The organism is Aliamphritea hakodatensis (assembly GCF_024347195.1).
In the GTDB taxonomy this organism is placed as follows: domain Bacteria; phylum Pseudomonadota; class Gammaproteobacteria; order Pseudomonadales; family Balneatricaceae; genus Amphritea; species Amphritea hakodatensis.
The window spans coordinates 2,773,728-2,790,511 of record NZ_AP025281.1 but is presented as its reverse complement, the minus strand read 5'-3'; the positions used below and the strand labels follow the sequence as shown (position 1 = coordinate 2,790,511).

The 16,784-nt window shown below is 50.8% G+C and carries 14 protein-coding genes and 4 tRNA genes; 12 read left to right on the top strand and 6 right to left on the bottom strand.

Annotated elements, in window-relative coordinates:
* The first annotated feature begins 52 nt into the window (after positions 1–52).
* Positions 53–661 (top strand): MiaE family protein, encoded by a 609-nt coding sequence (locus PCI15_RS12905; protein ID WP_271270366.1) that lies wholly within the window; start codon positions 53–55, stop codon positions 659–661.
* 51 nt (positions 662–712) lie between these two features.
* Here PCI15_RS12905 and PCI15_RS12900 read toward each other — a convergent pair whose 3' ends face one another.
* Together PCI15_RS12900 and PCI15_RS12895 are read right to left on the bottom strand one after the other, a co-directional pair.
* Positions 713–1,435 carry a UDP-2,3-diacylglucosamine diphosphatase gene (locus tag PCI15_RS12900; RefSeq protein ID WP_271270365.1) on the bottom strand — a complete coding sequence of 241 codons (723 nt, stop codon included), beginning with the start codon at positions 1,433–1,435 and terminating at the stop codon, positions 713–715.
* 1 nt (position 1,436) lies between these two features.
* Positions 1,437–1,964, bottom strand: coding sequence for a peptidylprolyl isomerase (locus PCI15_RS12895; protein WP_271270364.1), 528 nt, complete (start codon positions 1,962–1,964; stop codon positions 1,437–1,439).
* Positions 1,965–2,156: 192 nt separating this feature from the next.
* Here PCI15_RS12895 and PCI15_RS12890 point away from each other — a divergent pair, with 192 nt between their 5' ends.
* From PCI15_RS12890 to PCI15_RS12880, 3 genes are all read left to right on the top strand, one after another.
* Positions 2,157–3,842 carry a glutamine--tRNA ligase/YqeY domain fusion protein gene (locus tag PCI15_RS12890; RefSeq protein ID WP_271270363.1) on the top strand — a complete coding sequence of 562 codons (1,686 nt, stop codon included), beginning with the start codon at positions 2,157–2,159 and terminating at the stop codon, positions 3,840–3,842.
* Between the two features lie 104 nt (positions 3,843–3,946).
* A complete protein-coding gene (gene bluB / locus PCI15_RS12885; protein ID WP_336296707.1) occupies positions 3,947–4,687 on the top strand; it encodes a 5,6-dimethylbenzimidazole synthase in 741 nt (246 codons plus the stop codon).
* Positions 4,688–4,860: 173 nt separating this feature from the next.
* Positions 4,861–5,235, top strand: a complete 375-nt coding sequence (locus PCI15_RS12880) for an acyl-CoA thioesterase (protein WP_271274613.1) — start codon at positions 4,861–4,863, stop codon at positions 5,233–5,235.
* A 73-nt stretch (positions 5,236–5,308) separates the two neighbouring features.
* Here PCI15_RS12880 and ftnA read toward each other — a convergent pair whose 3' ends face one another.
* Complete coding sequence (gene ftnA, locus PCI15_RS12875; RefSeq protein WP_271270362.1) at positions 5,309–5,842, bottom strand: non-heme ferritin; 534 nt, start codon at positions 5,840–5,842, stop codon at positions 5,309–5,311.
* Positions 5,843–6,275: 433 nt separating this feature from the next.
* Here ftnA and cysS point away from each other — a divergent pair, with 433 nt between their 5' ends.
* The 4 genes from cysS to PCI15_RS12855 all read left to right on the top strand — a co-directional run bounded on the left by cysS (position 6,276) and on the right by PCI15_RS12855 (position 10,051).
* Positions 6,276–7,661 carry a cysteine--tRNA ligase gene (gene cysS / locus PCI15_RS12870; protein WP_271270361.1) on the top strand — a complete coding sequence of 462 codons (1,386 nt, stop codon included), beginning with the start codon at positions 6,276–6,278 and terminating at the stop codon, positions 7,659–7,661.
* Positions 7,662–7,725: 64 nt separating this feature from the next.
* The gene (locus PCI15_RS12865) at positions 7,726–8,409 is read left to right on the top strand and encodes a TIGR04282 family arsenosugar biosynthesis glycosyltransferase (RefSeq protein WP_271270360.1); all 684 of its coding nucleotides are present in this window, start codon (positions 7,726–7,728) and stop codon (positions 8,407–8,409) included.
* Positions 8,400–9,311 carry a radical SAM protein gene (locus PCI15_RS12860; protein ID WP_271270359.1) on the top strand — a complete coding sequence of 304 codons (912 nt, stop codon included), beginning with the start codon at positions 8,400–8,402 and terminating at the stop codon, positions 9,309–9,311. The genes PCI15_RS12865 and PCI15_RS12860 overlap by 10 nt, the downstream gene beginning before the upstream one ends.
* A 23-nt stretch (positions 9,312–9,334) precedes the next feature.
* Positions 9,335–10,051 (top strand): glycosyltransferase family protein, encoded by a 717-nt coding sequence (locus tag PCI15_RS12855; RefSeq protein WP_271270358.1) that lies wholly within the window; start codon positions 9,335–9,337, stop codon positions 10,049–10,051.
* On the opposite strand, the gene PCI15_RS12850 is transcribed toward PCI15_RS12855, so the two are convergent.
* From PCI15_RS12850 to PCI15_RS12840, 3 genes are all read right to left on the bottom strand, one after another.
* Positions 10,028–10,825 (bottom strand): substrate-binding periplasmic protein, encoded by a 798-nt coding sequence (locus tag PCI15_RS12850; RefSeq protein WP_271270357.1) that lies wholly within the window; start codon positions 10,823–10,825, stop codon positions 10,028–10,030. The genes PCI15_RS12855 and PCI15_RS12850 overlap by 24 nt on opposite strands.
* Before the next feature lie 82 nt (positions 10,826–10,907).
* Positions 10,908–13,292: a bifunctional diguanylate cyclase/phosphodiesterase gene (locus PCI15_RS12845; protein WP_271270356.1), complete on the bottom strand. Its 2,385-nt coding sequence runs from the start codon at positions 13,290–13,292 to the stop codon at positions 10,908–10,910.
* A 383-nt stretch (positions 13,293–13,675) separates the two neighbouring features.
* Positions 13,676–15,811, bottom strand: coding sequence for a dihydrolipoyl dehydrogenase family protein (locus PCI15_RS12840; protein WP_271270355.1), 2,136 nt, complete (start codon positions 15,809–15,811; stop codon positions 13,676–13,678).
* 427 nt (positions 15,812–16,238) lie between these two features.
* On the opposite strand from PCI15_RS12840, the gene PCI15_RS12835 reads away from it, so the two are divergent.
* The 4 genes from PCI15_RS12835 to PCI15_RS12820 all read left to right on the top strand — a co-directional run bounded on the left by PCI15_RS12835 (position 16,239) and on the right by PCI15_RS12820 (position 16,618).
* A tRNA-Arg gene (locus tag PCI15_RS12835) sits at positions 16,239–16,315 on the top strand.
* Positions 16,316–16,341: 26 nt separating this feature from the next.
* Positions 16,342–16,417: transfer RNA gene (locus PCI15_RS12830), tRNA-His, on the top strand.
* A gap of 9 nt (positions 16,418–16,426) precedes the next feature.
* Positions 16,427–16,511, top strand: a tRNA-Leu gene (locus tag PCI15_RS12825).
* Between the two features lie 31 nt (positions 16,512–16,542).
* Positions 16,543–16,618, top strand: a tRNA-His gene (locus PCI15_RS12820).
* The last annotated feature ends 166 nt before the right edge of the window (positions 16,619–16,784 follow it).

The window sequence follows — 16,784 nt, the reverse complement described above, 5'->3', positions numbered from 1 at the left end:
GATGGACTGCGGGGTATAATCCCGGCTCGCTAAATTTCAGTTGGATTATGACATGTCTGCTCTGGACGAGATTAAAGAATTTCTTGCCTGTGAAACCCCTGATAGCTGGATTCAGGCTGCGCTTGAGCAGCAGGATCTGTTGCTGATTGATCATGCTCACTGTGAAAAGAAAGCGGCATCCACGGCGATGACGCTGATGTTTCGTTACGTTGATAACAGTGACTTGCTGAATAAAATGTCCCGGCTGGCCCGTGAAGAGCTGATTCATTTTGAACAGGTGCTGGCGCTGATGGAAGACCGGGGTATCCAGTACTGTCATCTGAGTTCAGCCCGCTATGCCGGTGGATTACGTGAGCATGTACGGACCAGTGAGCCTGGCCGGTTAATTGATATTTCTATTATCGGTGCATTCATTGAGGCCCGTTCCTGTGAGCGTTTTGCCAAACTTGCGCCGTATCTCGATGATGAGCTGGCAAAGTTTTACCGCTCTTTGCTGAAGTCCGAAGGGCGTCATTACCAGGATTATCTGAAACTCGCGGAAGATGCAGCAGGCGAAGATATCAGTGAACGGGTGGCGATGTTCCGTGAAGCTGAGCGTAACCTGATCGAGTCGCCGGATACTGAGTTCCGCTTCCACAGCGGTGTGCCTTCAGCCGCATAATGATCCAGCAGTGATTAAAAAAAAACCGGCTATGTGCCGGTTTTTTTATGATCAGTGATCTGTAATGGGGAAGCTAATGAGGGCTTCGCCTGCTTCGGTGCATTCCAGATACCAGCCCTGCGTATCCCAGTCACCCAGGACTATGCGTCGCCGCTCCTGAGCCTCTTCGTGAACAGCCGGGCGGTGGGTGTGGCCGTGGATGAGCAGGCTTACGTCTGCGTCAGTCATGGCCTGTGCCACTGCCTGCGGATTCACATCCATGATGGTCATAGATTTTTCGGCATTTTTGTTCTGGCTCGCCGCCCGCAGCTGGCGGGCAATTTCCAGCCGCTCGGCAATGCTTTTACTGAGGAAGTCATCCTGCCACTGCGGGTTGCGCAGCAGTTTGCGGAATTCCATGTATTCATGGTCATCGGTGCAAAGCTGGTCGCCATGCATGAGCAGGGCGCGTCCGGCAGGGAGGTCAACGGTAATGGCTTCCGGTAACAGGGTGCAGCCAGTCAGGTCGGCAAAGGTCTGCTGAACCAGAAAGTCTCTGTTGCCGTGCTGAAAAAACAGTTCGGTCCCCTGATCGTGTAAATCCCGTAAGGCTGAAATGACCTGTTGCATATCCCCGGGGATTGCATCGTCACCTATCCAGGCTTCGAACAGGTCGCCAAGAATATACAGCTGCTGGCACTCTCCGGCCTCACTGTTCAGGAACGTCAGTAACGCCCGGGTAAGGTCCGGGCGTGAGGCCTGCAGATGCAGGTCGGAAATAAACAGGCAGCGCATGTTATTCGTCGACGTCGATCTCTTCCAGATCCGGCAGGTCGGCAATGGATGCCGACTTGATGATTACGTCTTCAGTCGGAACATCCTGGTGGCCGGCACGGAAAGTGGTGGTCACCGCTTTGATCTTGTCTACCGCATCAAAACCGTCTACCACTTCCGCGAATACTGTGTAACCCCAGCCTTCCATTGTTTTAGCGGTGTGATCCAGGAAGGTGTTGTCGCTAACGTTGATAAAGAACTGAGCAGATGCGCTGTGCGGGTCCATTGTGCGGGCCATAGCAACTGTGTATTTTTTGTTGCTCAGACCGTTGTCAGCTTCGTTTTCGATGCTGTCAGCGTTTTCTTTGCTGACCATACCCGGTTCGAAACCGCCGCCCTGAATCATAAAGCCATCAATAACACGGTGGAAGATTACACCGTCGTAGAAGCCTTCTTTAACGTATTTTTCAAAGTTAGCGGCTGTTTTTGGCGCTTTCTCATGGTTCAGTTCCAGGGAAATGTCCCCGAAGTTAGTCTGCAGAACGATCATGGCTTTAATTACCTTTAAACCTAATAAAACAAAGCAGGGATTATACGTCAGGCAATGGGCTGCGTCAGGTGAAAATTAATGCAGCTGAATGCTGAGTGATGTGGCAGTTGACCTGAGGCTGATTTATAATGCTGCTCACTTTTGTGCCTGGCTGTAGCCAGGTGAATACAATAACGGAATCAAAGACGTACTATGAGTAATAACGACGCTTCGACAACAAATACACCGCCGACGAACTTTATCCATCAGATCATTGAACAGGATATCCAGGAGGGTCGGAACGGTGGCAAGGTTGTTACGCGTTTCCCGCCTGAGCCAAACGGTTATCTGCATATTGGTCATGCCAAATCTATCTGTCTGAATTTCGGCACGGCTGAAAAATACAATGGCGAGTGTAATCTGCGTTTCGACGATACCAACCCTTCCAAGGAAGATCAGGAATACGTAGATGCCATTAAAGAAGATGTGCAGTGGTTAGGCTTTAAGTGGGCTGGCGAAGTACGTTATGCGTCTGATTATTTCGATCAGTTCTATGCCTGGGCGCAGCACCTGATCCGCAATGGCAATGCTTATGTCTGTGACCTGTCCCCGGAAGAAGCCAGTGAATACCGTGGCTGGGCGACTAAGCCAGGTAAGAACAGCCCGTTCCGTGAACGCAGTGCTGAAGAAAGTCTGGATCTGTTGGAACGCATGAAACAGGGTGAGTTTGAAGAAGGCAGCCGGGTACTGCGTGCCAAGATCGACATGACCTCTTCAAACATGAATCTGCGGGATCCGATTCTGTACCGTATTCGCAAGCAGTCGCACCATCAGACCGGTGACAAATGGTGCATCTATCCGAACTATGATTTTGCGCATGGTCAGGAAGATGCTATTGAAGGTGTCACGCATTCGATCTGTACCCTGGAATTTGCTGATCACCGTCCATTGTATGAATGGTTCATTGAGAATCTGCCCGTACCGAGCAAGCCGCGTCAGTACGAGTTTGGCCGTCTGAATATTAACTACACAGTCACCAGTAAGCGTAAGCTGAAACAGCTGGTGGATGAAGGTGTGGTAAATGGCTGGAATGATCCGCGGATGCCGACAATCTCCGGTATGCGTCGTCGTGGCTACTCTGCGCAGGCCGTGCGTAATTTCTGCGACAGTCTGGCTGTTGCCAAAACTGACGGTGTTGTTGATATGGCGCAGTTTGAGTTCTTTGTCCGTGAAGACCTTAATGAAAACTCTGCCCGTGCTATGTGTGTCCTTAACCCGCTGAAAGTGGTTATTACCAACTTCCCGGAAGGTGAAGTGGAGATGATGACTGCGCCGGCGCACCCGCAAAAAGAAATGGGTAGCCGCAGCCTGCCGTTCACCCGCGAAATCTATATCGACCGGAATGACTTCAATGAAGACAGCACCCTGTCCCGTAAGAAGTTCAAAAAGCTGGTACCGGGTGACTTTATGCGCCTGCGCAGCGCCTATGTCATTAAAGCAGAAGAAGTGATTAAAGATACGGACGGTGAGGTAACCGAAATCAGAGCGACACTGGTACCGGGGACTGTGGGTGAAAACCCGCCAGCTGAAATGAAGCCGCGGGGTGTTATGCACTGGGTATCCGCGACTCAGGGTAAGCAGGTTAAAGTCCGTGTTTATGACCGGCTGTTCAGTGTTGAAAAACCAAACGATGATGACTTCCTGGCGGACATCAATCCTGATTCCTATATGGAACTGGATAATTGCTGGGCTGAGCCGGATCTGATTAATGCTGAGCCGGAAACGGTTTTCCAGTTTGAGCGTGAGGGCTACTTTGTGGCAGACCGTTACGACCACGATGTCACCACACCGACATTTAATAAGACCATCGGCTTGAAAGACAGCTGGGTGAAGAAGTAATCTAGACTTTGCTAAAAAACGGCTTTTTAGCCGTTTTTTTATGCCTGCCGCGCTGGTCAGACCTGCCCGGCGCTGAATATCTTGTTTTGAGTCAGGAGTGCGTTTTGACCGATCCTATGATGCATCAGACCGATGACGGTTTTACTGAGCAACAGTTAGAAGGTCTTTATAAAGCTATATACACGCGTAGGGATGTACGGGGGCAGTTTAAACCGGATCCGATTCCTGCGGATGTGCTGGGGCGGATCCTTGACGCGGCACATCATGCGCCCTCTGTGGGGTTTATGCAGCCGTGGAATTTCATGCTGATCCGTTCTGAAGCAGTAAAGCGGGGCGTGCAGACGTTATTTGCCAGGGCAAATGAAGAAGCGGCACAGATGTTCGAGTCTGAAAAGGCCCGGCTGTATCAGCAGCTGAAACTCGAAGGGATAATGGCGTCCCCACTGAATATCTGTATTACCTGTGATTCGGAAAAAGCCGGTCCTGTCGTGCTGGGCCGTACCCATGATAAAGCGATGGATCTCTACAGCACAGTATGTGCGGTACAGAATCTGATGCTGGCGGCCCGGGCGGAGGGAGTGGGCACTGGCTGGGTAAGTATTTTTGACAAAGATGAGCTGAAAAAGCTGCTGAATCTCCCCGAGCATGTTACCCCTGTTGCGTATCTTTGCCTGGGGTACGTTGATTTCTTTTATCAGAAGCCCGAGCTTGAAAGTGTTGGCTGGCGAAAACGGCTGGCTGTTGAAGAGCAGGTGATGTTTGACCGTTGGGATAATCTTGAATCAGATAATGCAGAGAATCAGGCGCTTCTCGATGAGCTGGCTCGGCGAAGCGAAAACGAATAAAGATTGCTTCAGCAAGTCCGTTGCTGATATGGCATAGTAATATATCTGTTTTAGATCATTAATTATATTCGGAAGTCGCTGTGTCGAATCAATCAGATAACACCAATACGCAGAAGCAGAATCCTGCAGTAACAGATAAAACCCGTGGCCGTCTCACGACACGGACCATTGCCATGCCTAATGATACCAACCCGGCGGGGGATATCTTCGGTGGCTGGGTGTTGTCACAAATGGATATGGCGGCGGGTATCTGCGCCGGCCAGCGGGCTCAGACCCGGGTAGTCACCGTGGCACTGGACAGTATGAGCTTTATCCGTCCGGTGAAGGTAGGGGACATTCTGGGGGTCTATACCGAGACGCTGTCAGTGGGGCGTACGTCTATGCAGATTCACGTTGAAGCCTGGGTGCGCCGTGGCCGTATCGGTCTGCGTGAAAAAGTGACCGAGGCGATCTTTAAGTTCGTTGCTATTGATGACGATGGCAATCCTGTACCGGTGCCGGCAGAGGATGAGTTGCCTGAATATGTGTTAGGGGATCATGAGTTCTGAGCACTGGGTTCTGAGCCATCAATAAAAAAGCCTGTGATTGTCACAGGCTTTTTTGATGGTGCAGTTGAAGCTGTTATACCTGAGCTTCGGCTTCCAGAATGCTGCCGCCGGCTTCACCGTTCGCCATCTGACCGATTTCTTTATCAATAAAGAACAGGCCTTTACCGTCTTCACCGATAATTTCAATTTTGTCCAGGATACCTTTGAACAGCTTTTCTTCTTCGTGCTGCTCGGCAACATACCACTGCAGGAAGTTAAAGGTTGAATAATCCTGGTTGCTGAATGCGGTGTGGGCCAGTTCGTTGATCTTGCGGGTGATCAGGCATTCATGTTCGTAAACTTTTTCAAACAGATCTTTGATAGATGTAAATTCTTCAACCGGTGCGTCAATCGCGCCAACTCTTGCCATTGCGCCGGTTTCATTAACATAGGTGAACAGGCGCTTCATGTGCTGCATTTCTTCGTCAGCATGGATCATCAGGAATGCTGCGCAGCCATCAAAGCCTTTGGATTCAGCCCACGAGCTCATCTGCAGGTACATATTTGATGAGTAAAATTCGAGATTGATCTGGCTGTTAAGTTTCTCAAGCATGGATGGGCTGAGCATGGTTATGTCCTTGATACAGAATTAAAAACTGATTATATCGCAATTGGCTTGCAGAGCCATTTTTTTGCTTTGGCTGAGCGGGCACATTTCTGGCACAGATACTCACTGTGGCGGGTAACGGCTGCCAGTTCATCAAAGTGTTTGGCTATGTTGTCTTTGTTGAGTTTGCAAAGGCTTTTTGGCTTAAGTGAAGATGACAAGATACTTACCTGCTGGCTGAGCGGGATATGCGAAAGCCGGGATTATATTTGTAATTGAGAACGTTTTGCAATTGAACTTCTTTCAGCTTGAGGGTCGCGTTAAGTTTGTGCTGCAGGAGTGATGCAAGTGTTTGATCTGCGTGTAAAGAAATACGGCTAATCGGGTGCATGGCGGCTAATTTTCTTTATAATGTTCAGCTCAATTCGAACTGTCTAGTTATAAGCGAAATCAAATGCTACAAATCTATAACACCCTGACGAAAGAGAAAGCGCCTTTTCAACCGATAGAAGCAGGCAAGATCAAGATGTATGTCTGTGGAATGACAGTGTATGACTACTGTCACATCGGTCACGCCCGGGTGATGGTGTCATTTGATTTGATTACCCGTTACCTGCGGTCCCGTGGCTGGGAAGTAGAATACGTGCGCAACATTACAGATGTTGATGACAAGATCATCAACCGGGCGGCGGAAAATGGCGAACCGGCCATCGATCTCTCTGAGCGCATGATTGCGGCGATGCATGAAGACGAAGCCAAGCTGAATGTGCTGCGTCCTTCTCAGGAACCTAAGGCAACGGCACACATCGACAGCATTCAGGAGCTGATCCGGACGCTGATCGACAAAGGTTTTGCTTATGCCTGTGATAACGGTGATGTGTATTACCGGGTCGAAAAATTTGCCACCTACGGCCAACTGACCAACAAAAATGTTGATGAGCTGCGCGCCGGTGCCCGTATTGAAGTGAACGATGCGAAAGAAAGCCCGCTGGACTTTGTGCTCTGGAAAGGTGCGAAGGAAGGTGAGGTTAGCTGGGAATCCCCGTGGGGTGCAGGCCGTCCCGGCTGGCATATCGAGTGTTCAGCAATGTCTAAATGCTGCCTGGGTGACACCTTTGATATTCACGGTGGTGGTCCGGATTTACCCTTCCCACACCACGAGAATGAAATTGCCCAGTCGGAAGCCGCAAATGGCGTGAAATACGTTAATACCTGGATGCACGCCGGCGCTGTGCGGGTCAATTCAGAGAAAATGTCTAAGTCTCTGGGTAACTTCTTCACCATCCGTGACGTACTGGAAAAGTATGATGCTGAAGTGGTGCGGATGTTCCTGTCTTCCGTACACTACCGCAGCTATATTGATTATTCAGAAGAAAGTCTGAAGGAAGCGCGCAGTAAGCTGGACCGTTTCTATCAGGCGCTGAATGATGTTGACGCAGGTGAGCCGGCACAGGAAAACGATTACCAACAGCGTTTTGATGCTGCCATGGATGATGACTTTAATACCCCGCAGGCATTCGCAGTGATGTTTGAACTGGTCAATGAGCTGAACACTGCCAAGCGTGAAAATGCGGATAAAGCCGCCGCTCTGGCCGCTCAGCTGAAGCAATTAGGCGGTGTTCTGGGTCTGCTGCAGCAGCGTCCGGCTGACTTCCTGCAGGGAGAGGCAAAAGAAGGTGGGCTGAGTAACGATGCGATTGAAGCGATGATTCAGCAGCGTGCTGATGCCAAGGCCGATAAGGATTATGCTGAATCTGACCGGATTCGTGACGAACTGGCCTCCCAGGGGGTTATTCTTAAAGACTCCCGTGAAGGTACCAGTTGGTACCGGGAAGGTTAAATTAACCCTGTAATCTTAAAAAGGCAGAGCTAACCCTCTGCCTTTTGTGTATCTGGAGTATCGCTTGTTCGCAAAGGATATTAGCTTAGTCATTTTTTGTAAGCGTCCGGCACCTGGTCAGGGGAAGCAACGTCTGGCGGCCAGTGTTGGCCGGACTGCTGCATTTCAGGTGGCTGAAGCCTTGCTGGATTGCGTGCTGGAAGATGCGGCTCAGTGGCCTGGCACGGTTGTATTATCACCTGCCAGTGAATCTGATGCTGAATGGGCCGCAGGGCAGGCCGGAGGAAACTATAAAGTTGTGCCGCAGTCTGAAGGTAATCTGGGTGAGCGTATTCTTGCGGTAGATGCTCAGCTGCGTGATGAAGGGCATCACAGGATTGTTTATATCGGCAGTGATGCGCCGGAGCATAATCAGGAAGTGTACGAACGGCTTGCTGTTCTGATGTCCGATCATGATGTGGTGCTGACACCGGCAGGAGATGGCGGCGTGACGGCAATGGGTTCAGCGGTTGGCTGGGGTGAGCTGGAAACCTTGCCCTGGAGTACTGATCAGTTAGGAATGGCGTTAAAGCGTCAGTCAGAATCTGCAGGCTTATCAGTGGGGTGCACCCCGGTCTGTTATGATGTTGATCAGCTGAGTGATCTGCAGCGCTTACAGAAAACTTTACGAGATGATCCGCGGCCGGCGCGCCAAACGCTGTTGCGGATAACCGGTCAATTGCTGGAGGAGCATGACGGATGGAAGTAATTCGCAGTCGTAGCTGGTATCAGACTGAGGACGGTACCGCACGGGGTTATATTGCACCGCATGAGCTGAAAGAGCTCTGGTTTCATACGGGCACAGCCTGCAATTTAAGCTGTGATTTTTGTCTGGAAGGTTCCGGGCCCGGTGATAAGCGGCTTGAGCTGATTAAATTGGTGGATGCTGAGCCGTATATCCGTCAGGCGGTAGTCATGGGCGTACAGCAGTTTTCGTTTACCGGCGGCGAACCGTTCCTGGCCAAAGATCTGGTCAGGATACTTCAGGCTGCCGCTGAGCATGCGCCGTGTCTGGTGCTGACAAACGGCACTGATGCATTACAGAAGCGCATTGAGCAGCTGGATGTGTTGCATGACGCCAAATACCCGGTCAGTTTTCGGGTAAGCATTGATTCCCCGGATGAGGAAATACACGATCAGGGCCGCGGTGAAGGTATGTTTGCCAGTGCGCTCACGGGCATGAAAATGCTTCATGACCATGGTTTCGGTGTGTCGCTGGCCCGGCATATGGCCGACGGTGAAGATACTGCGGCGGTGGAGCAGGCTTACCGGGCGGTTTTAAGCGATTATGGGCTGCCAGACGATATCAAGTTTGTTGCCTTTCCTGATTTTTTGCCGCCGGGCAGCATGGGGCACGGGCCTGATATCACCACTAATTGTATGACGCAGTACCATACGGAAGATTCACGGCGCAGTTTTATGTGTGCATTCAGTAAAATGCTGGTTAAGCAGAAAGGCCGCATGCGTGTATACGCCTGTACGCTGGTGGATGATGATGCGGAGTATGATCTGGGAGATGACCTTGCTGCCGCCCTCGAGCAGAAGATAAGTATGCGGCATCAGCGGTGTTTCAGTTGTTTTAAGTACGGTTCTTCCTGCAGTGAAACCTGACCTTAACTGGCTGGTGGTGGCCGGTGTCTAGCCTGTCGGTTGTGATTCCTGTGGGGCCGGCGGAAAAAACGCTGGGTGATCTGCCGTTGAATCTGCTGCGTGCTTTTAATGATACGCCAGGACTGGGGCTGTTAGTGCAGCGCTGGGAGATTATTCTGGTGTTTTGCGAGGCTTCCCGGCACTTAGAAAAACAGTTGCCACCTGAATCTGGGCTCACAGTGCGTTACGCCGAAGCTGGCCGGGCAAAGCAGATGAATGCCGGGGCTGCCGTGGCAACCGGGTGTTTTATCTGGTTTTTACATCTGGATTCAAAGATTAAACCTTTGCATTGCCTGCGTCTGAGTGAGCGGGTTATTCAACGTAGCGATACGCTTCATTATTTCCCGCTGGCATTTCAGAATGACGGTGCCGGGCTGATGGTATTGAATCAGTGGGGGGCTAACGTGCGGTCTGATCTGCTGCGCGTGCCATTCGGTGATCAGGCGTTCTGTTTGTCAGCCCGGCTCTTCAGGCTTCTTGGGGGGTATCCCGAGGACGTCGCTTACGGGGAAGATCATTTACTGGTCTGGTACGCTCGTCAGACCGGAATCCCGTTGTGTTCAACCGGGGTTGCGTTGCCCACCAGTGCGCGTAAGTATGCGTCCCATGGGTGGTTAAAACTGACCCTCAGATATCAGTATCTATGGCTCAGGCAGGCATGGCCGGAATTCCTTTGCTTACTGAGGCGACGTTTTCTGTAGCCTGACATTGTCGTAAGACTGTTGCAGTCTTATGTAGTCCTGAAGGGATGCGGGATTAAGCACTTCTCCCAGACAGTCTTCGAGGATAGCCTGATAGCTGCCGTCCTGTTTCATTGCCCGGATTGCGTTTGCCAGTCTGGGTATCAGGCTTTCGTGTTTGCGGTGAAGATAGATGTATATCGGCTCAATCGTCAGTGCTGGCTGCAGAGCATGTATGTTGGTGATTTGTTGTTGCCGGAGCAGCCCGTAGCCCATCTTTTTTTCATATAACGCTAAATCTGCACGATTCATTTTCAGCATTTTAAACAGCGCTTCCGGGCTGACTACCTTATCGATCATGGGGGTGTCAGGCAGGTTGTTCTCGAATACTACCCAGCCCCGTATATATGATAGCCGGTGGGTTTCAAGGCTGCTCCAGTCCGGCGTTGTCAGTTGCCGGTTTTTACTGAAGGCAACAATTTCTGCTACCCATGTGATTTCAGGAACGGGCAGCAGGTTTGGGTATGTGTGGGTGACACCTGCAATGCGGGCCAGATCTCCGTCATGTAAGCCTGCGTTGGCGTCTCTCAATGCCCGTCGTGCCGGAATCTTTTTAATGACTGCCTGAATGCCAATGCGTCGGAATGCTTCTGTTGCAATACGGTCGGCGAGTCCTGTCTGAAGATCGGTAGAGATTGGCAGGCGCTGGATGGTGCTCAGTACGATTGTCTGGCTGGCCTGTGCGGGGGGCAGAAATATACAAAATAACAGCCCGCAAAGTATCATCGCTTTCATAGTCATCCTTTTTTGTGATCGCAAAAAAATGAGCCGGAAACATGATCATCCCAGTGCATACAGCAGTGCACTGAACTGCGGGTTACAAGTTGCTTATTTTTTCGAGTTTTTCTTCCTGATAATGAATGCTTTTAATCAGTTCGCCCTGTGGCTTCTGGTAGAGATAGCCTTGTGCCTTGGCGCAACCAAGATGTCGCAGGTGCTGTGCCTGAAGCTCTGTTTCTACGCCTTCTGCAATGAGATCCAGATTAAGAATTTTAGCAATGGAGATGATGGTGGCCACAATGGCTGAATCTTCAGGATCGGTCAGCATGTCCCGGACAAAGCTCTGGTCGATCTTAAGCTTATCAACGGGCAGGATCTTGAGATAGGAGAGGGATGAATAACCGGTGCCGAAATCATCAAGGGCAATTCGCACACCCATTTTGCTGAGCCGGTTAAGCCGTTCAATCGCCCAGCCCTTATCCTGTATGATCAGATCTTCAGTGACTTCTATTACCAGCATTTCCGGTGCCAGGCCGGTTTCTTCCAGTACTTGTTGAATATGGGTGATGATTGCATCTGACTCAAGCTGGCAGGGGCTGACGTTGACGGCAATCGGTACCTGTTCATCAAGCTTTGCCATGGTGCTGCAGGCTTCTTCAATGACCCAGGCGCCAACGTCAGTGATCAGGCCGCTGGAAACAAGTTCAGGAATGAACTCGGCGGGTGAAATCATATTGCCGTCAGGGGTTTTCCAGCGCAGCAGACATTCGACAGAGACTGTCTGGCGGGTTTTCAGATCAATAATCGGCTGATAAAACAGGACGAATTCTTTGGCCTTAAGCGCGCGGTGCAGGGCGGTCTTCAGAATAAGTTTCTGATTCGCCTCTGCGTCCATGCCCGGGCTGAAGAAAACGACCCGGTCACGGCCGTCAGCTTTAGCTTTGCACAGGGCCAGATCCGTATGGCGCAGTAGTTCATCAAAACTGTTGCCATCTTCTTCGAGCATGGCGCAGCCGATACTGACGGACACCTTGATCATTGAGCCGGCAACCAGCATGGTTTCATCAAACGCTTGCCGGATCTGTTCAGCCATCCGGGCGGTAATTTTCCGGGCGATGGTGATGTCTGTTTCCGGCAGTTCGGTCAGTAACAGAAACTCGTCGGAGCTGAGCCGGCCCAGTGAATCGCTTTTAGGCACGATAGATTGAATAATGTTGGCCGTTGCTTTAATCAGCAGGTCGCCATTTCCCTGGCCGAGGGTATCGTTGATGCTTTTGAAATTATCGATATCAACAATCATAACGGCATAGCGGTTTGGTGATGCCTGATTGCGGATGATTGTCTGATTAATCCGGTCACGCATCAGTACCCGGTTGGGCAGGGAGGTCAGCTGATCAAAGTTAGTGATTTTGTCGATCTTGGCTTCCTGCTGTTTCCGTTCGCGGATGTCCCGGCAAATGGTCAGCAGATGTGGCTGGTCATTGATCTCAATGATAGAGGCTGAGGTTTCTGTAGGGATCAGATTCCCCAGTCGTGATTTAAAGGTCAGCTCCTGAATATTCCAGCCGGTCCGCTGGGTTTCATCAAGGAAATTCCGAATGTGTGTATGTGCGCCGCTGTAGAGGGCGTAAAAAGACAGATCCCTGAGCTGCTCCTCGCTGAAGTTCAGCATGTCGCAGGCTTTGCCGTTGAAGTCGATGATACTGTTATTGGTCAGGTCGATTATCAGGATGGCATCATGAGAGCCTTCGAAGATAGTGCTGAGCTTGCGGCGCTGTTCATCGCTTTGCAGATAAAGCTGCCGCACCTTGCCGTGCATCGAGTCAATCGTCTGCGCCAGTTCGTCCAGCTCATCGTGAGAACGGTTAGGGCGGGCAATTGCCTTATGGACAGACAGTTCCTGCTGATTCTTCTGATCGTCAGACAGATCAATGCTGCTGACCAGCTGCGAAATCCGGGATACCCGGCTGGTGATGATCTTAAAAATTATCAGCAGGATCAGGAATGAAACCAGAAAGGTCTTAACCCCCTGGCCCAGCAGGATAACGGCCAGACGGTTACGCAGGCTGGCGTATATATTGTCCAGTGTAGCCCATACTTCCATATGGCCTAACTGATTAATGGTACCCTGCTGTTCACGGACGATAGGATAGGTTTGGGAAATAATGTGCTGGGCTTGCTTGTCGCCGATGGCATTTACAATGGTGTTGGTTTCGTCGACGATGCTGACGTAGATGACGTCGTTGAGGTTATAAATGCCCCGGATCTGGGATTCCACAACATCAGTGTTAAACAGCCAGATGTTTTCGCTCAGGCTGGGCAGGTAGCTGACTTCAATGGATTTAAAGCGCTGTTCGAGCAGATTTACGTCAATGCGGTATTCAAAATACAGTTCAAGCAGCGTCAGAATCAGGGTGACTGAGGAGCTGCAGATCAGAATGTAGAAAAGTATTCTTTTACTCAGCCCAGTAACGCCGGACATCTGAGACTTTTTTGAAATCACAAAAATATACCTACTCAGTATCAATGAACCGAGTTCTTGTGCCGTAAAAGAGAAAACAGTGGCGGGTAACTGAACTCAATATTGAACCAAAACTAAGACTAATGGGTATTAGCTTGCGTCCATGCGTTTATAGCATATTGGCTTAATGGACGCTCAGAAACAACCGAATAATGCTAAGCGGTTACTCATTATGTTGAAGAATAAACTGAGAATGTCTTTTAATCCGGTTTTGCTGCCGGGGTTGGCTGATCCTGTACCTATGTATCAGCCGGAGGCAGACAGGAGGCTGATGGCGGGCGGCAGTCTGTAGGACGAATGTTTGCCCCTCAGGGATATGAGGGGCGGGTGAAGGTTATGAAGGATCAGTTGCGCATCCAGCGGTGGAATTTTTCCAGCCATGCCAGGGCTTTCTGGGGTGCATGGCGTTTTTTCCAGACGCCGGCAGCAAAGCGGTTTGCCTCATTAATAGTCGGATAAGCGTGTAAAGTACCGAGAATCTTATTCAGTCCCAGCTTATGCTTCATCGCCAGGGCAAATTCCGGCAGCATCTCCGCAGCATGTTCGCCGACCAGAGTCACGCCCAGAATCTTATCGGTTCCGGGTTTGAGCAGTACTTTAACAAAACCGTAGGCCGCTTCATCTGTAATGGCTCTGTCGAGATCATCAAGATCATATTTAACAACCTCATGGGGAATGCCTTTATCAATAGCCTGCTTTTCATTGATGCCTATCCGGGCAACTTCCGGGCTGGTATAGGTTGTAAACGGTATGTAGCTGTAATCAACTTTAAAGCGCTTTAACTGGCCGAACAGGCCGTTGACCGCTGCGTACCATGCCTGATGTGACGCGGCGTGGGTGAAGCGGTACGGGCCAATCACATCGCCGCAGGCGAATACGTTAGGCAACTCTGTGCGGAGGTATTCATCCACTTCAAGCTGGTTATCACCTTTTCTGGTCAGGCCGATATTTTCAAGGCCAAAGCCATGCAGGTTAGGGGTTCTGCCGGTGGCTACAAGAAGCTGGTCGAAATCGATGCGCCGTTCTGTGCCCATATGTTCGCAGATCAGCGTGTGCTGGCCATTACTGGTTTCGAAGCGAACCGGTGTGTGTTCAGCACACAGGCTGATACCGTCTTCCAGCAGGCGGCTTTCAACCACCTTGGCTGCATCCTGATCTTCATTGGTCAGCACCTGGGGCTTGCGGTATACCAGCGATACCTGACTGCCCAGACGGGCGAAACACTGGCCGAGTTCACAGCCAATGGCGCCGGCGCCGAGCACCAGCAGCCGTTCAGGACGTTGCTGAAGTTCCCAGACGGTGTCAGAGGTTAGCGGAGTCAGATTTTCAATGCCCGGAATGTTCGGAACAGAGGGGCGGGCGCCGGTGGCAATGACAATATTTCGCGTAGTGATGATTTTGCCGTTAACTTCAACTTCCCAGGGGGAGCGGATGGTCGCCTCGCCGGTTTCACAGTCAACGCCGAGGGATTCGTACCGTTCTACCGAGTCATGGGGTTCGATGGTCGTAATTACCCGTTTAATCCTTGCCATGATGTCGGCAAAGTCAAACTCCACTTCAGCCTTCTTAATGCCGAGTTTATTGGCGTCACGGACATCGGCCAGAAAGTGGGTGCTGCGAATCAGTGCTTTGGAAGGCACGCAGCCAGTATTGAGGCAGTCGCCGCCCATCTTGTGCTTTTCAACGAGCGTGACCCTGGCTTTTGTTGCCGCAGCAATATAAGAGGTAATCAGGCCGCCTGCGCCAGCACCTATGACGACCATGTTGGTGTCAAATGAAGCCGGCTTGTTGAATGCGCGGTATTTTTGACGGGCTTTGATGTTGCTGACAATCGCTTTGGCGATCCACGGGAAAATACCTAATAAGCAGAACGACAGTAACAACCCGGGTGAAACAATATCACCGGCCTGCTCAATCGCGCCTAGCTGAGTGCCTGCGTTGACGTAAACAACTGTTCCCGGCAGCATGCCAAGTTGGCTTACCCAGTAGAATGTTCTTGCGCGCATGGTGGTCAGGCCCATGACCGGATTAATCACAAAGAAAGGTACCAGAGGTACCAGGCGCAGGGTGAACAGGTAGAACATGCCATCTTTGGCTATGCCCTGATTAATAGGGTCAATGTGCGACTGGAATTTGTTCGTCAGGGGTTCCCGTAACAGGTAGCGGGCAATCAGAAATGAACAGGTGGCGCCAATGGTACTGGCAAATGACACCAGAATAAGGCCGGACAGTAAACCGAATACGGCACCGGCGACCAGCGTCATGACGGCGGCGCCCGGAAGGGAGAGGGCAGTAACTGCTATGTAAATAGCCATAAACACCAGGCCGGATAACAGCAGGTTATCATCAACCCAGGTTTGCAGTGATGTTTGCTGGGACTTTATATAGCTAAGGTTGAAATAGCTGCCTAAGTCGAAAATAAAGAATGCGATAACGACCAGTGCAATGATTGCAATCAGCAGGCCTTTTTTCCAGTTCATGACGGTGTCCTTATTATAAGCAAGCAGGGTTTGCATTGCCGGGATGGTGGCATCGGCCGGATTTGCTATGGTATTGATTTTTAAACCGGGCCACAAATACTGCTCTATGCTGCAGTGAGGGCCTGAAATAAAGCTGAAAATATCCGCTTTATCAATGAGCTGAACGGTTTTTGGCCGCCGGGCCCCGGGGGCTGGCTGACAAATAAACAACAGTGACAGGAAAATCCGGCTAACTGGCTTATTTCGTTAAAAAAATCAAAAAGGGTGTTGACGCCAAAGGGGCGCATATATAATATGCGCACCACCTTGAGGCGAGGCACACAACGCAGCAATGCAGAGGGTTGATCGCACAGGGGTTCGGGAATTAAAACGCCTGAAACTCATTGAGAAGGCAGTTGTTCTGATCATAGAGTAAGCTTTCCAATATGGGCCAATAGCTCAGCTGGATAGAGCACCGCCCTTCTAAGGCGGTGGTCGAGGGTTCGAATCCTTCTTGGCCCGCCAGTTTGGAAAAGTAAATGTATGTAGTGGTGGGCGTAGCTCAGTTGGTAGAGCTCCGGATTGTGATTCCGGCGGTCGTGGGTTCAAGCCCCATCGTCCACCCCAATACATATTGCGGACGTGGTGAAATTGGTAGACACGCTGGATTTAGGTTCCAGTGCCGCAAGGTGTGAGAGTTCGAGTCTCTCCGTCCGCACCATTTAGAAAGACTCCTTTCCATAGGAAATATGGTGGGCGTAGCTCAGTTGGTAGAGCTCCGGATTGTGATTCCGGCGGTCGTGGGTTCAAGCCCCATCGTCCACCCCAATTTCCTTATCTTAATCTTCTCTTTTGTTTCTTTTGATGCTGCCTGATTCGCAGTTTTTTGCGTATCTGCTGTTTGCTGGCTATTTCGGTGCTTTTCACTTGACTAATCCTGCGGCTTGCCGGAAAATTCCCGCCTTTAGATATTCTGGCCCTGTTTGCGTAAGAG

What these genes read in the sequence shown, in the direction of transcription:
- PCI15_RS12905 (WP_271270366.1), top strand. Translation starts at nt 53, where the DNA reads ATGTCTGCTCTGGACGAGATTAAAGAATTTCTTGCCTGTGAAACCCCT.
- PCI15_RS12900 (WP_271270365.1), bottom strand. Translation starts at nt 1,435, where the DNA reads ATGCGCTGCCTGTTTATTTCCGACCTGCATCTGCAGGCCTCACGCCCG.
- PCI15_RS12895 (WP_271270364.1), bottom strand. Translation starts at nt 1,964, where the DNA reads ATGATCGTTCTGCAGACTAACTTCGGGGACATTTCCCTGGAACTGAAC.
- PCI15_RS12890 (WP_271270363.1), top strand. Translation starts at nt 2,157, where the DNA reads ATGAGTAATAACGACGCTTCGACAACAAATACACCGCCGACGAACTTT.
- PCI15_RS12880 (WP_271274613.1), top strand. Translation starts at nt 4,861, where the DNA reads ATGCCTAATGATACCAACCCGGCGGGGGATATCTTCGGTGGCTGGGTG.
- ftnA (WP_271270362.1), bottom strand. Translation starts at nt 5,842, where the DNA reads ATGCTCAGCCCATCCATGCTTGAGAAACTTAACAGCCAGATCAATCTC.
- cysS (WP_271270361.1), top strand. Translation starts at nt 6,276, where the DNA reads ATGCTACAAATCTATAACACCCTGACGAAAGAGAAAGCGCCTTTTCAA.
- PCI15_RS12860 (WP_271270359.1), top strand. Translation starts at nt 8,400, where the DNA reads ATGGAAGTAATTCGCAGTCGTAGCTGGTATCAGACTGAGGACGGTACC.
- PCI15_RS12850 (WP_271270357.1), bottom strand. Translation starts at nt 10,825, where the DNA reads ATGAAAGCGATGATACTTTGCGGGCTGTTATTTTGTATATTTCTGCCC.
- PCI15_RS12845 (WP_271270356.1), bottom strand. Translation starts at nt 13,292, where the DNA reads ATGTCCGGCGTTACTGGGCTGAGTAAAAGAATACTTTTCTACATTCTG.
- PCI15_RS12840 (WP_271270355.1), bottom strand. Translation starts at nt 15,811, where the DNA reads ATGAACTGGAAAAAAGGCCTGCTGATTGCAATCATTGCACTGGTCGTT.